12 protein-coding genes are annotated in these 14,988 nt (G+C 59.9%); 6 read left to right on the forward strand and 6 right to left on the reverse strand.

Going from position 1 to position 14,988, the window contains the following annotated elements; translation table 11 throughout:
- Nucleotides 1-219: 219 nt before the first annotated feature.
- Nucleotides 220-1,275, forward strand: a complete 1,056-nt coding sequence (gene aroG, locus ACW5XD_RS12745) for a 3-deoxy-7-phosphoheptulonate synthase AroG (protein WP_456495200.1) — start codon at nt 220-222, stop codon at nt 1,273-1,275.
- Nucleotides 1,276-1,361: 86 nt separating this feature from the next.
- On the opposite strand, the gene ACW5XD_RS12750 is transcribed toward aroG, so the two are convergent.
- Nucleotides 1,362-2,957 (reverse strand): methyl-accepting chemotaxis protein, encoded by a 1,596-nt coding sequence (locus ACW5XD_RS12750; RefSeq protein ID WP_456495201.1) that lies wholly within the window; start codon nt 2,955-2,957, stop codon nt 1,362-1,364.
- Between the two features lie 264 nt (nt 2,958-3,221).
- Between ACW5XD_RS12750 and hutW the strand changes: the two genes are divergently transcribed.
- Nucleotides 3,222-4,583: a heme anaerobic degradation radical SAM methyltransferase ChuW/HutW gene (hutW, locus tag ACW5XD_RS12755; RefSeq protein WP_456495202.1), complete on the forward strand. Its 1,362-nt coding sequence runs from the start codon at nt 3,222-3,224 to the stop codon at nt 4,581-4,583.
- Between the two features lie 65 nt (nt 4,584-4,648).
- Here the strand turns inward: hutW and xseA are convergent, their stop codons facing one another.
- From xseA to ACW5XD_RS12780, 5 genes are all read right to left on the reverse strand, one after another.
- Nucleotides 4,649-6,007, reverse strand: coding sequence for an exodeoxyribonuclease VII large subunit (gene xseA, locus ACW5XD_RS12760; RefSeq protein WP_456495203.1), 1,359 nt, complete (start codon nt 6,005-6,007; stop codon nt 4,649-4,651).
- 111 nt (nt 6,008-6,118) lie between these two features.
- On the reverse strand, nt 6,119-7,033 hold the full coding sequence (locus ACW5XD_RS12765) for a DMT family transporter (protein WP_456495204.1): 915 nt from the start codon (nt 7,031-7,033) through the stop codon (nt 6,119-6,121).
- 170 nt (nt 7,034-7,203) lie between these two features.
- Nucleotides 7,204-7,626, reverse strand: coding sequence for an ExbD/TolR family protein (locus tag ACW5XD_RS12770; protein ID WP_456495205.1), 423 nt, complete (start codon nt 7,624-7,626; stop codon nt 7,204-7,206).
- Complete coding sequence (locus ACW5XD_RS12775; RefSeq protein ID WP_456495206.1) at nt 7,626-8,378, reverse strand: MotA/TolQ/ExbB proton channel family protein; 753 nt, start codon at nt 8,376-8,378, stop codon at nt 7,626-7,628. The genes ACW5XD_RS12770 and ACW5XD_RS12775 overlap by 1 nt, the downstream gene beginning before the upstream one ends.
- 2 nt (nt 8,379-8,380) lie before the next feature.
- Nucleotides 8,381-9,136: a TonB family protein gene (locus ACW5XD_RS12780; RefSeq protein ID WP_456495207.1), complete on the reverse strand. Its 756-nt coding sequence runs from the start codon at nt 9,134-9,136 to the stop codon at nt 8,381-8,383.
- 860 nt (nt 9,137-9,996) lie between these two features.
- On the opposite strand from ACW5XD_RS12780, the gene guaB reads away from it, so the two are divergent.
- The 4 genes from guaB (at nt 9,997) to ACW5XD_RS12800 (ending at nt 14,950) form a co-directional block, all read left to right on the forward strand.
- A complete protein-coding gene (gene guaB, locus ACW5XD_RS12785) occupies nt 9,997-11,460 on the forward strand; it encodes an IMP dehydrogenase (RefSeq protein ID WP_456495208.1) in 1,464 nt (487 codons plus the stop codon).
- 68 nt (nt 11,461-11,528) lie between these two features.
- Entirely contained in the window at nt 11,529-13,118 is a 1,590-nt protein-coding gene (gene guaA, locus ACW5XD_RS12790; RefSeq protein ID WP_456495209.1) for a glutamine-hydrolyzing GMP synthase, read from the forward strand.
- A 381-nt stretch (nt 13,119-13,499) separates the two neighbouring features.
- Entirely contained in the window at nt 13,500-13,772 is a 273-nt protein-coding gene (locus ACW5XD_RS12795; RefSeq protein WP_456495210.1) for a hypothetical protein, read from the forward strand.
- Nucleotides 13,773-14,449: 677 nt separating this feature from the next.
- A complete protein-coding gene (locus ACW5XD_RS12800) occupies nt 14,450-14,950 on the forward strand; it encodes a DinB family protein (RefSeq protein WP_456495211.1) in 501 nt (166 codons plus the stop codon).
- Nucleotides 14,951-14,988 lie beyond the last annotated feature (38 nt).

Consider the following 14,988-nt stretch of genomic DNA (forward strand, 5'->3'; position numbering starts at 1 on the left):
GCCCGCCTTGGTGCGGGCCTTTTCATCTCTGCCCCGCTTGTCTGCCCCGTTTTTGCTCTGTTCAACCCACTCGTTCCAGATCGCTAGCAGTAATATCCAAACTTGCAAGACACGATCATAAAATTCCTGATGAGATAATGTAATTTTCTATTTACACCGTCCCGGCTGCGGGCTAGATTGAAGTTTCTTTATCGCAGTCATCTAGCAGGAAGCCTTGTCATGCAGCATCAAACCGACGACGTTCGTATCAGTGAAATCAAAGAGTTATTACCCCCGGTTGCGGTGCTTGAGAAGTTTCCGGCCACCGAGACCGCATCAAATACCGTATTCGAATCCCGCCAGGCCATTCACCGCATTCTGGCTGGTGAAGATGAGCGCCTGCTGGTGGTGATCGGTCCCTGCTCCATCCACGACCCCGTGGCCGCGCTGGAATATGGCAAGCGCCTCAAGACCTTGCGTGACGAGCTGAAAGGTCAGCTGGAGATCGTGATGCGAGTTTACTTCGAGAAGCCGCGTACCACGGTGGGCTGGAAGGGGCTGATCAACGACCCCTACCTCGACAACACCTGCCAGATCAACGACGGCCTGCGCATTGGTCGCAAGCTGCTGCTGGATCTCAACGACATGGGGCTGCCGACCGCCTCCGAGTTCCTCGACATGATCACCCCGCAATACGTGGCGGATCTGATGAGCTGGGGCGCCATCGGTGCCCGTACCACAGAATCCCAGGTGCACCGTGAGCTGGCCTCCGGTCTCTCCTGCCCGGTGGGCTTCAAGAACGGCACGGATGGCACCATCAAGGTGGCCATCGATGCCATCGGCGCCGCCAGCGCGCCGCATCACTTCCTGTCGGTCACCAAGTACGGCCACTCCGCCATCGTCGCCACCCGGGGCAACCCGGACTGTCACATCATTCTGCGTGGCGGCCGCGAGCCGAACTACAGCGCAGCGCATGTTGACGAGGTGGTGAAGGGACTGGACAAGGCCGGTCTGCCGCAGAAGGTGATGATAGATTTCAGCCACGCCAACAGCAGCAAGCAGTTCAAGAACCAGATGCTGGTGGCCGAGGATGTGGCCGGTCAGCTGCGTGCTGGCAGCAAGGCGGTGTTCGGCGTCATGGTGGAGAGCCACCTGGTGGAAGGGCGCCAGGATCTGGTGGAAGGGTGCGAGCTCACCGTCGGTCAGAGCATCACTGATGCCTGCATCGGCTGGGCCGATACCGAAGTCCTGCTGCGCACGCTGGCCGATGCGGTGGCCACTCGCAACGCGGGCTGATCCTGTCCCGACTGACTGCCTGCGGCAGCGGCAAGACAATAAAAAGCGCGACCTCGGGTCGCGCTTTTTTGTTGGGGCGTTGCACCTTACCAGCGGTAGGTCTTGAGCAACTGCTCCAGCTTCTGGCACTGCTCCACCAGCTGGATGCTGGCGAGGTTGGCAGCGTGCGCCTGACCCAGGGTGTCGTTGGAGGTGTTGCGAATGTCGCTCACCGAGCTGTCCACCTCGCTGCAGACCCTGTCCTGCTCCTCGGCGGATTGCGCCATCTGGGCGTTGAGATCGTTGATGCTGGCGATGCGACCTATGATGTTCTGCATGGCGGCCAGGGTCGCCTCTGTCTTGTGGATGCTCTCGTCCGCCTTGGATTTTGCATCCCCGATCACCACAACGGCGCTTTGGGCCTCTTTCTGCAGGGCGGCGATCATCTGGGAGATCTCCTCGCTGGCGGCGCGACTGCGGTTGGAGAGGGCCCGTACCTCGTCGGCCACCACCGCAAACCCGCGACCCTGCTCGCCGGCGCGGGCCGCCTCGATGGCAGCGTTGAGGGCCAGCAGGTTGGTCTGATCCGCAATCCCCTTGATCACCTCCAGCACACCATCGACGGCCAGGCAGCGGTTGTCGAGCTGCTGGATCACCCGATCGACCCGTTCAATTTCTGCCGACATCTCGCCCATGTCGGTGATGGAGTGCTGGGCGAGACGGCTGGTGTTGGCCGCATCCTGGTTGGTGAGGGCGGAGAGTTCTGCGCTGTGACGGGCGTGCTCGCGCACCTCGTGGGAGCTGGCGGCCAATTCGCTGACGGCGGCGGCAACCTGAGTGGTCATGCTCTCCTGCTGACGGGCCGAGCCTTCGGTCTGGGTGGCGACCTGCCGGATCTGGTTCGACTCCTGATAGAGCTGCTGAGTCGCATGCTCCACCTCCTGCAGGCTGTGGCGAAAACCCTGCACCATGTCGCTGACGGCGCGGGTCATCTGGCCCAGCTCATCCTGGCTCGGGTTGAGCAGAGGGAGGGAGAGATCCCGCTCCTTGGCCATGCGAGTCATGGTCAGTTGCAGGTGCCGTACCGGTCGCTTGATGTAGCGCTGCAGCACCCAGCCAAGCAGGCCGAAACCGAGCCCGAATACCGCCACCAGGCTGCCGCTCAGGATCAGGTTGTTGTGGCGAATTTCGCCAAAGGTGTGGCTGAGATCATAACTGATCCGCACTGCCCCCATCACAGTGCCTTCCGGTACCTGGTGACAGGTGGTGCACTGGGTGCCGCGGTACTCTTTGTAAGCCTTGAAGGGCTTGACCAGAGTGAGCCGGTTGCCCTGCTGTTCGAGTATGGTCTCCCCTTGCCCGATGGCGCGCTGATCCCAGTTATCCTGTGCCTGCTGATCCGGATGACCCGGCCCGAACAGATTGGTCACTGCGGGGGCTCGGATCAGGCGAGCCTCGACGATCCCGGCCTCGCTCTTGAGCTTGGTCTGCACGATTTGCCGGTTGGCGATGGCTCCCGTCATCATCATGACGTTGAGCTGATCCATGTAGGTGTTGGCGGCGCTCTCGACCTTTTCACCGGCCAGCCGGATGGCGAGATCCCGTTGCAGCCAGGCGGAGAGTTCGAAGCTGAGCGCAAAGGTACAGGCTATCACCAGGGTGAGGGGGAGAAAGATTTTCCAGTTCAGTGACAGATTTTGCATCGTTTGCAGGGTCCATGCGCAGGTGGGCGAGCGTCAACGCGGGGCGACTCTTCCCCTGCTCGCTCGTCAGGGCGGGGGAGATGGTTCTCTATCGGCACACCCTACCCCATCTTGAGTAAATTATCTGTTAACTGGATCCATGATAGAAGTTAATCTGGAGTAGCAAGCGTGCTTTGTATGCGTTTGGCTTGATCCAGCACAAACTTGATATTAATTGATAGTGGTTATCATTTGCATTATTTCCATGTGGTAACCCAGCCAGTGATGACACAACAACTGACCCCGACCATGACCGGACTTGACACGCCGGATCCCCTCAAATTTGCCTTCGGTGCCAAGACCTCTGCCCATGCCAGCCGGGGTGGCCTTCGTCCCTTCACGCTCGATCATGCAGGCTGGCAAGCCTGGTGGCAGCAAGGGAGCGAGGCCGGGGAACGGGCGCTCTACATCCATATTCCGTTTTGCCGCAAGCGCTGCAGCTTCTGCAATTTCTTCGAAAATGGCGCCAATCCGGCGCGCATGAGCCGTTACATGACGGCCCTGTGCGACAGCCTGAAGCAGGCGGCGGATACCCCCTTTGGGCAGAGCAAGCCCTGCTCGGCCGTCTATGTGGGAGGCGGCACGCCGACTGACATGGCGGTCGAAGATCTGGCGCGATTGGCCAGGGCTATCCAGAGTTTTCCGCTGACCGCCGATGCCGAGGTGACTCTGGAGGGGCGGCTCAATGGCTTTGATGATGCCAAGTGGCAGACCGCGCTGGCGGGTGGCTTCAACCGCTTCTCGTTCGGGGTGCAGAGCTTTGATACCCGGGTGCGTCAGCAAGCGGCCCGCTTCGATGACAGGCAGACTCTGCTGGCCCGTCTGGCCGAGCTGACCCGGGATGATGCCGCCGTGATAGTGGCGGATCTCATCTTCGGCCTGCCGGGGCAGGATGATGCCGTGTGGCGCCAGGATATCGCGGACGTGATGGCAAGCGGGGTGCACGGCGTGGATCTCTATCAGCTGATCGCCATGGCGGGCACCAACCTGGAACGGGCCGAGGCGAGCGGCAAGCAGGGCTGGACGGCCGATGGTCAGCAGCGGGCCGGCATGTATGCCTATGGCGCCCAGACGCTGGAGCAGGGCGGCTGGCAGCGGCTCTCCTGCAGCCACTGGCGGCGTGGCAATGCCGAGCAGAGCCGCTACAACCAGATGGCCAAGCGCGGCGCCGAGATCCTCCCCTTCGGGGCGGGGGCCGGAGGCAGCGTGCACGGCCACGGTCTCATGTATGGCCGGGATCTTGCCCTCTGGCACGAGGCGCTGGCAGGCGGTGTGCGGGCGCCTGGCATGGTGATGGAGAAGAACCCCAATGCCCTCATGGACGGCCTGCTGCGCGGTGCCCTCGACAGCGGCTGGTTGACGCTGGACCGTCTGCCTGCATCGCTGCGGGCCCACCTGTTGCCGCTGTTTGAGGCCTGGCAGCGGCACGGGTTGGCGACGCTCACGCCGGCGCGGCTTGAGCTGACCCTGGCGGGGCGTTTCTGGAACGTCAATCTGCAGGCAGGCTTGTTCGAGTACTTGCAACTCAATCCGCTGGCGGGATCTGATGCGGCGCTGGCCGACATGGTGCGCCATTCGCTGGTGTGACGGACAGGCGGCAACGACAGGGAAGGGGATGAAACGGGGGCGCAGCAAAGCGCCCCCGTGTTCAGTTATCGGTTGTGCACCTCTTCCACCCGCACCTGCAGATGCCCCTCTGCAAGTGTGGTGACCAGAGTTTGCCCGGCGTTCACCTGAGCGGCGCGGCTGATCACCTCACCGCTCTGGGTGCGGGTGATGGAGTAGCCCCGCCCCAAGGTGGCGAGCGGGCTCACACCGTCGAGGCGGGCAGTGAGCATGGCGAGGCGGTGGCTGGCCAGATCCTGGCGTTTGGCGATCAGCGCATAGAGCCGCTCCTCGGCCAGCTGGTGGCGACGCTTGCCGGCGGCCAGCAACCGCTCCGGGCTCTTGCCTTGCAGGCGCAGCTCCAGGTTGGCGAGGCGCCGCTCCCCCTGATGCAGCCGTTGATTCATCAGCTGTTGCAAGCGGGCGGAGAGCTCGTCGAGGCGCTGGGATTGCTGCTCCAGCCGCCGTTTCGGATCCTGATGGTCGAGCCGTTTTTGCAGCAGCGCGAAGCCGTGGCGGGCGGCAGTCTGATGGCGGCCTATGCCCTGTGCCAGCCGTTGCCACAGATGGGCGAGGCGCTGGATGCGGGCCTGGTTGTCCGGCGCCACCAGTTCGGCAGCGGCGGAAGGGGTAGGGGCGCGCAAGTCGGCGGCAAAGTCGCTGATGGTGACATCCACCTCGTGACCCACAGCGCTGATGACGGGGATGGCTGAGTTGGCAATGGCGCGGGCCACCGCTTCTTCGTTGAAGCACCAGAGATCTTCCAGCGAGCCGCCGCCGCGACCGACGATCAGCACGTCCACCTCGGCGCGGCGGTTGGCCAGGGCAATGGCCGCCACTATCTGGCCGATGGCGGCGCTGCCCTGCACCTGGGTCGGGTAGATGAAGACGGGCAGATCCGGGGCGCGGCGCTTGAGCACGGTCAACATGTCGTGCAGGGCGGCGCCGGTGGCGGAGGTGACCAGCCCCACGGCTCGCGGTTCGCGGGGCAGGGGGCGCTTGCGGCCCTCGTCAAACAGCCCTTCTGCACCGAGGCGACGCTTGAGCTCCTCGAAGCGCAGGGCCAGCACGCCATCACCGGCGGGCTGCATCGATTCGATGATGAGTTGATAGTCGCCACGCGGCTCGTAGAGGGAGACCCGTGCCTGCACCAGCACCTGCATGCCATCCTGCGGGCGAAATGCCACCCGCCGGTTGTTGCCCTTGAACATGGCGCAGCGCACCTGGGCACCGAGATCTTTGAGCGAAAAGTACCAGTGGCCCGAGCTTGGCATCGCTAGGTTGGAGAGCTCCCCGGTCAGCCAAACCAGGCCGAGATCCTGTTCCAGGATCATGCGCACTGCGCTATTGAGGCGGGTGACGGTAAAGACCTGTTGTTGCTGGCTAGATGGATTGAGGCGATTCAAGGAGGATCCTGCTGCTGTGCCCCGGACAAGGGGAGAAAACAATGGCGCCATCTTAGCGCAGTTCGGCGAAAGAGCCGAGTCCGGGCGTGGCTCGGCTCTCCTCGGCAGGGGTCAGCGCTCCAGCTCCTGCTCTGCGGGCGCCTGTCGTCTGGCGGGGCTGACCACCAGCCAGACCGCGAGGCAGACGATGGCGCCGCCGACCACAAAACCCTCAGTGATGGTCTCCCCGAGCACCAGATAACCCCACAAGATGCCAAAGGGAGGGATCAGAAAGGTGACCGTCAATGAGCGCAGCGGCCCGATATCGGCGATCAACCTGAAGTAGATGAGGTAGGCGAGGGCGGTACAGATGAGGCCGACCGCCAGCACGCTGGCCCACACCTCGGGGATGGCCCAGTTGACGGCGGGCCCCGCCGTCACCGAGTAGCCGAAGAAGGGCAGCAGGAACACGCATGCCCCCAGCTGGCTGCCGAAGGCCACCAGTTTGGCATCGAGGCCGCCGCGCTCCGAGATCCAGCGCCGGGTCAGAAACCCGGCGCAGCCGTAGCAGGCGGTGGCGATCAGGCAGGCCAGCACTCCCGTGACCAGGTTGCCGCTCACATTCACCTCGCTGGTAGTGGTGATGAGGGTGATGCCGACTATGCCCAGCATGACCCCCAGCCATTTGCGCCCGCTCAGTTGCTCGTTGAAGCAGGAGAAGCCGATCAGGGCCCCCATCAGCGGCGTCGTCGCGTTCAGGATGGCCGAGTAACCCGCCGGCAACCAGAGTGCGGCGATGGCGTACATCAGAAACGGGATGCCTGAGTTGATGATCCCGAGCAGCATGGCGGACTTGAGCTTGCCCTGGAAGAGCATGGGGGAGCGCAGCAGTAGCAGTATGACGCCAAGCCCCACCAGGCCGAAGAAGACCCGCAGGAAGGCGGTGTTGACCGAACCAAAGACCGGCGCGGCAATGCGCATGAACAGAAAACTGGCACCCCAGATCGCGGCCAGGAGCAGCAGTCTCACATAATCCGATGTTCTCATCTTGCTTCCTTGAAAGGATGGCTGCGGGCCAACCTGATACGGGTCAGACTCGGCATCATGCCGGGCCCGGGCGTGGAATGGCAACTGCGTGTATGGGGGGCGTCCTTGTGCAAAGGGCATCACCCGGGGTGATGCCCTTTGCACATTGCCAGGTGGAAGGTGCTACAGGGTCAGCCTGCGTCCGGCTGGCTCACAAAGGCAATCTTGTGCAATCCATGCTGGGACGCCTGCGCCATCACCCTGGCTATGATGCCGTACTCGACCCGCTTGTCGATGCGCAGCTGGATCTCGGGCAGATCTCCATCGGCTTTGCCGGCAGTCTCCATCTGGGCGAGCAGGGCGGCCTCATCGACCTCCTTGTCGTTCCAGTAGATCTTGCCGGTGCCATCGATGGCGAGGGTGATGTCCTCCTTCTCCGGCTGATTGAGCTGGCTGCTGGCCTCCGGTAGATCGAGCTTGACCGCATTGGTGAGCAGGGGGGCCGTGATCATGAAGACGATGAGCAGCACCAGCATGACGTCGATCATGGGGATCATGTTGATCTCGGAGAGGGGCTGATCGTCTCCGTCGTCCGACAATTTGCCAAATGCCATTACCCGTGCCCCTTCTTCGCTTCCCGCTCGGTCAGCTGGGTTACGTTGGAGGGGGCCTGCTCAAACCCCGTCACCAGCAGGGCAAACAGGTCGTAGGCAAAGGCCTCGAGCGCGGCCAGCTTGAGGCGATTGCGCCGCACAAAGAAGTTGTAGACAAGCACCGCCGGCAGGGCGACGGCGAGGCCAAAGCCGGTCATGATCAGCGCCTCGCCTACCGGGCCTGCCACCTTGTCCAGACTGCTCTGGCCGGCGGCGCCTATGGCCAGCAGCGCATGATAGATGCCCCAGACGGTGCCAAACAGCCCGATGAAGGGGGCCGCCGAGCCCACGGAGGCAAGGAAAGCCAGGCCGTGCTCCAGCCTGACCCGCTCGTGGGTAATGGCCTGGCGCAGTGCCCGCAGCAGATACTCGTCGGGTGAACCCAGCTTGAGCGACACGGTACGCTCCCCGGCCCGGTTCAGTTGCGCCACCGTCGCCAGCGCCGTGTTGGTCACGCGACCATAGGCCTCCTGCGGCGGGAGATGGGCCAGCTGGCGCTCCATATCCTGCACGTTTTCGTGCTGCCAGAAATGGGTCACGAATTGTGCGTTGAGGCGGCGCTCGCGCTGACCCATCACTATTTTCAGCAGGGTGTAATAGCAGGTGCCGAGGGACATCAATACCAGCAAAATGAATGGCAGCAGCCCCACGCCGGTATTTTGACTGAGCAGATGGGCGACGCCCATGGCGTTGTTTGCGATTTCCGGATCCATATTCAAGCCCTTAATTTAAAAATGATGGTGACCTTTGCCCAGGCCTCGACGGCCGTATTGTTCTGTTTGGCGGGAATAAAGCGCCAGCGACTGACCGTCTTGCGCGCCGTCATGTCCAGCCGCCGATAACCGCTGCCCTTGTCTACGTCTACCGAGGACGCGGTGCCATCGGCTGCTACAAGTACATTCAGGATGACGCGTCCCTCTTCACCCCGTCTTCTGGATTCATAGGGATAGGGTGGCTCAGGGTTGTTCAGCCGTGCATCGCGGGCGATGGGGGCGCTGCTGCCGGCCCCGCTGCCACTCTGCCGGGACTTGACCGGGGGAGCGCCACTGTCGCCCGGTTGGGCATTGGCCGCCACCGGCGTGACGGGGGCCGAGGGCGCCGCGACCGGTTCTGTCTTGGCAACCTGGGTGGCCTTGGACGTTGGCGGCGCCGATACCCTGGGCGCGGGTTTGGCAATGGTTTTTTTGACCGGTTTTTTAACGGCCTTCTTTTGAACCGGTACGGGCTTTTTGACCACGGGTTGCACCGGGGTGGTCGCGGGTGCCTTGGCCGGCGCGTCATTGGCGCTGGCCTCGCCGACCCAGCGCGCCGACAGGGTCAGCGGCAGGGGCGGGGTGATGGCTGCAGGGCGGTTGTCATACACCAGCCACAGGACGGCAAGATGCAGCGTGATGGCGATGGCAAGACAGAGCAGGCGGACGGATCCTGAGTGTGGGGTGGGCAGTGCTGGCCCCGGGCTGCAGGCATCCATCACAGCCCTTCATTCCAAATCATCATATTCATACTCAAACGGCCATTATTTGGCCTGCTGTCAAGGCCCTGATGGCGGAAGCATGCCCCACAAGGCACAACTCAAACAATAACTATTATCAATCGTGTTTTAATCGCGAAGAACCACGCTTTGTGACTATCAGGCTGGTACTTTAATGGGAGACGGGGAATGAACAGAGGCAAAGACAGGGCTGACCAATATGATCAACGGTGTTGCTTGGGCCTGTTTTATTGATATAGCAGACATATTCATGGATTGGCTTTGACTGATAATGAAAAAGAGAGGTTATTCATTTTCTGAGTGTCCATGCTGGACGAAATAACAGTCTTTTATCCTGTGAATATGCTTGCTATAGAAGAGGGTGAGCGAGGTTGAAATACCTAATTACAAATGTTTGTGTATTTTATGGTTTAATCTATAAAAATATCAAAAGGCGTCTTGTGAGTGGCAATCTTTATTTGGTGATATTCAAAATGAAATAGCTATTCTGTTCACGGTGGTATACCCGTTAAATAAGCATCGCTATATTGGCGGCAGATAACATAGCCGGCGAGGGGCGCTGGTTCAGGATGCCGATGTTGGCAAGAGGCACTGGAGCTCCGCTCTGTTGGCAAGGAAACATGCATGAGATCATTTTGCATAAAACTGCAGTCTGGCAACTCTTCTGCCCCCAAAGCGCCCTTTTAGGACTGATAATCTTGGTTTTTTGACCCCTTGGCACGTCAGACATGGGCTACGCCATAAAAAATTCAAAAAACTTCTTTACCAGTGACCAATCGGTGAGTAAACTTCGTCGGCAATATTTTACACCCCCACTTCCTCAACGGTGAGATATTGCCATGCTCAGGATTGCCAAAGAAGCGTTAACCTTCGACGATGTACTGTTGGTTCCCGCCCACTCCGATGTTCTTCCCAATACTGCCGATCTGCGTACCAAGCTGACCTCCTCTATCAGCCTGAATATCCCCATGATTTCCGCTGCCATGGACACAGTGACCGAAGCCCGTCTGGCTATCGCACTGGCCCAGGAAGGCGGTATCGGCTTTATCCACAAGAACATGTCCATCGAGCAGCAGGCTGCAGAAGTGCGCAAGGTCAAGAAGTACGAGAGCGGCGTGGTCACTGACCCCGTCACCGTACGTCCTGACATGACCATTGCCCAGGTCAAGGAGCTGAGCCACAAGAATGGCTTCGCCGGCTACCCGGTCGTGACCGAGGGCAACCTGCTGGTCGGTATCATCACCGGCCGCGACGTGCGCTTCGTGATCGATCTCTCCCAGACAGTCGAACAGATCATGACCCAGAAAGATCGTCTGGTGACCGTGCGTGAGGGGGCCCCTCGTGAAGAGGTGGTTGCCCTGATGCAGAAGCACCGTATCGAGAAGGTGCTGGTGGTCAACGCCGATTTCAAACTCAAGGGCATGATCACCGTCAAAGACTTCCAGAAAGCCGAGCGCAAGCCGAACGCCTGTAAAGACGAGCGTGGCCGTCTGCGCGTCGGTGCCGCCGTCGGTGCCGGTGCCGGCAACGAAGAACGCGTCGCCGCCCTGGTTGAGGCCGGTGTGGACGTGCTGCTGATTGACTCCTCCCACGGCCACTCCCAGGGCGTGCTGGATCGCATCAAGGCAACCCGCGATGCCTACCCTGAGCTGCAAATCATCGGTGGCAACGTGGCCACTGCCGCTGGCGCCCTGGCGCTGGTCGCCGCTGGTGTCAATGCGGTCAAGGTCGGTATCGGCCCGGGCTCCATCTGTACTACCCGCATCGTGACCGGTGTCGGCGTACCCCAGATCACCGCCATCTCCGACGCCGTTGACGCGCTGGAAGGTACTGGCGTGCCTGTGATTGCCGATGGTGGCATCCGTTTCTCCGGCGACGTGGCCAAGGCCATCGCCGCTGGCGCCAGCTGCGTCATGGTGGGCTCCATGTTCGCTGGTACCGAAGAGGCACCGGGCGACATCGAGCTCTATCAGGGCCGTTCCTTCAAGTCCTACCGTGGCATGGGTTCTCTGGGCGCCATGTCCAAGGGCTCCAGCGATCGCTACTTCCAGACCGACAACGCTGCCGACAAGCTGGTGCCGGAAGGGATCGAAGGGCGCGTCCCCTACAAGGGTCGCCTGAAAGAGATCATTCACCAGCAGATGGGCGGCTTGCGCTCCTCCATGGGATTGACCGGTTGCGCCACCATAGACGACATGCGCACCAAGGCTGAGTTCGTGCGCATCTCGGGTGCCGGGATGAAAGAGTCCCACGTCCACGATGTGACCATTACCAAAGAAGCCCCCAACTATCGGATGGGCTGATAAAACGGGGCTGCGGCCCCGTTTCTCCACCAGTTTTTATCCCCACACCAGCCTGATGCAGGAATAAAATGACTAAAAATATTCACGCTCACCGTATCCTGATCCTGGACTTCGGTTCCCAGTACACCCAGCTGATTGCCCGCCGTGTGCGCGAGATCGGTGTCTACTGCGAACTGTGGGCCTGGGATGTGACGGAAGAGCAGATCCGCGAATTCAATCCGAACGGCATCATCCTCTCCGGTGGCCCCGAGTCCGTGACCGAAGCGGGCAGCCCGCGCGCCCCCGCCTATGTGTTCAACGCCGGCGTACCCGTATTCGGTATCTGCTACGGCATGCAGACCATGGCCGAGCAGCTGGGTGGCAAGGTGCAATCCTCCACCGAACGTGAATTCGGTTATGCCAAGGTGGAAGTGCTGGGTGACTCCGGCAAGACCAGCGCCCTGCTGCGCAACATCGAAGATGCCATCGCCGACAACGGCAATGCGCTGCTGGACGTCTGGATGAGCCACGGCGACAAGGTCACCGCCATCCCGGCCGACTTCACCACCATTGCCAGCACTCCGACTTGCCCGCACGCGGCCATGGCCAATGAAGGCAAGCGTTTCTACGGTGTGCAGTTCCACCCGGAAGTGACCCACACCCGCCAGGGTGCCCGCATGCTGGAGCACTTCGTCAAGGACATCTGCGGCTGCGAATGCCTGTGGACCCCGGCCACCATCATCGACGACGCCGTTGCCCGCATCCGCGAGCAGGTGGGTGACGACGAGGTGATCCTCGGCCTCTCCGGCGGTGTCGACTCCTCCGTGGTCGCCATGCTGGTACACCGTGCCATCGGCGAGCGCCTGACCTGCGTCTTCGTCGACAACGGTCTGCTACGTCTGAACGAAGGTGAGCAGGTAATGGAGATGTTTGGCGATCATTTCGGTCTCAACATCATCAAGGTCGAAGCCGAAGAGCGCTTCCTCTCCGCTCTGGCGGGTGAAGATGAGCCGGAAGCCAAGCGCAAGATCATCGGCCGCGTCTTCGTCGAGGTGTTCGACGACGAAGCCAAGAAGCTGAAAAACGCCCGCTGGCTGGCACAAGGCACCATCTACCCGGATGTGATCGAATCGGCCGCCAGCAAGACCGGCAAGGCCCACGTCATCAAGTCTCACCACAACGTCGGCGGCCTGCCGGCCGAGATGAAGATGGGTCTGGTCGAGCCGCTGCGCGAGCTGTTCAAAGACGAAGTGCGCCGTGTCGGTCTGGAACTGGGCCTGCCCTACGACATGCTCTACCGTCACCCGTTCCCGGGCCCGGGTCTGGGCGTGCGCGTCCTTGGCGAAGTGAAGAAAGAGTACTGTGATCTGCTGCGCAAAGCCGATGCGGTCTTTATCGAAGAGCTGCGCAAGGCCGACCTCTACAACCAGGTCAGCCAGGCGTTCGCCGTCTTCCTGCCGGTGCGCTCCGTCGGCGTCATGGGCGATGGTCGCAAATATGACTGGGTCATTGCGCTGCGTGCCGTCGAAACCATCGACTTCATGACCGCCCACTGGGCCCATCTGCCGTACGACTTCCTCGGTCACGTGTCGAACCGCATCATCAACGAGATCAACGGTATCTCACGCGTGGTGTACGACGTCTCCGGCAAGCCGCCCGCAACCATCGAATGGGAATAAGCGGCGCACGCCCTTTCGCCCTTCGAGCATAAAAATGCAAAAAAGACGCCCTTGCGGCGTCTTTTCTTTTTCCAATCGTTTGCGCCCCAATTTTCTGCTCGCTAGCCGCTTTCTCGCCTCCGCGCCTCTGTCAGATGTGACAGAGATGCGTTATGGATCCGGTACTAGGCTCTGTCATGCCAATTGAGACCGGCGCTGTGAGGCGGCGGCGGTGGCAAGAGGGGAGTGCCAGCACGCGGGTTAACCAGAGCAAGATGGCACATCGCCATACCGCCAAGCGGTCGGTATGTCACCCCGGTGGAGACCGGAAACCACTTGAATCAACGGGGCGGATCCCGAACAGCCATACGAGTAGGGACAAGAAATCACGGAGGGTTTGTTATGTCAGAACAAGCAGTGCTGTTGGGCGGATGGACTGCCTACCACAAGCTGAGCGCAAAAGATCAGGCGGTATTTAACGACGCGCTGAAAGGATTTGTCGGGGTGCAGTACCAACCCTTTGAAGTCTCCACTCAGGTCGTCGCCGGTACCAACTACCGTTTCAAATGCAAGACCACGGTGCCGTTGCCCAATCCCATTCACGGGGAAGCCGTGGTGCAGATCTTCCAGTCTCTGGATGGGTCGGCTCATATCACCTCCATTACCCCGATCTGATCCGACTGTGGGACAAGGCGGGGAGGCGTTGAGCGTCCAACCGGTTTGATCCAAACCCACTACTAAGAAAGACGCCAGCGGGCGTCTTTTCTTTATCTACTATCCGGCACCTTTGGTATGTGGCCAGCATTGGTGCTTATTATTTAATTTGTTGATCTTGCTCAGAAAATTATCATCATCCGCTTTTGCTTATCTGCCTTGCTCGCTAGGATATCCGTCTGGATATAGCCTCTTTTGAGTCATCAATGAATCAGGCTAGGGACGTCGCGTGGATAAAAAGCCACAAACTAGAGGCTGTCTGGCGCTAGCTTGGCTGTTATTCGGGAATGGCACGGACAAGCCGAGGCCAGTCGAAGCCACAGTTGATGTCAGAGCATCACGGTACTGACTTGTTCACGGAGGCGGAGTTTGGTGGTGCTTTCCATGGCTGACTCCCCAACTGTTTTTTTATACAGTGGTAATGGTAGAGCAAAAAGAAGAAGTCAAGTGAATACGTTCAGATACCAGTGATGGTGTGGTAATGTAATGATTTAAATAAGTTTTTTTAGGTGGTTATGAAGATGAAGCGGAGTTATACGGAAGGCTCTGCTATTGGATGAGTACCGCCTTCCATCTAATCATTGTTAGGTGCTGGAGCGAGAAAGCACTGCCCTCAACAGAAAATGGAGACTTCCAAGTTGCTGCTTACAAACGCATTTAAGTATAAACAATGGGCTAACTCTGAACTGCTGACTTTCGGAGAGCGCCAGTTGCACTTGCTTCCGGAGAGCGATGCAGTCTTCTTCATTAGAATCCTTAACCACACCACGGTGGTTGACAGTTTATTTATCAGCCGAATGTCAGGAACCCCAGAGCTTTACTCTGCTGACAACACGGTAGAAACACCAACGTACCCAGAGCTAAAAGAACGAATTGAGAGGAATGACTCATGGCTTGTGCATTTCTCCTCAACAGCCACTCCAGAAATCCTGAGCCAAATCATCTCTTTTACATTTACTGACGGTGAGCATGGAAACCTATCAATAGAAGAAGTCATGCTTCACCTATTAACTCACGGTAGCAATCACAGAGGCATGGCTTCGCGAACATTAGCATCAAATGGACTTGAGCGTCCGAAAGATACATTCACTCGATATCTGCATGAGGTGGAGCCTTTTAGAAGGGAAGGAGCTCGGTGAGCCGGCCTCTAATAAATGGTTCAAACCGTTTGCTTCGC

Source organism: Aeromonas enterica (assembly GCF_054052465.1).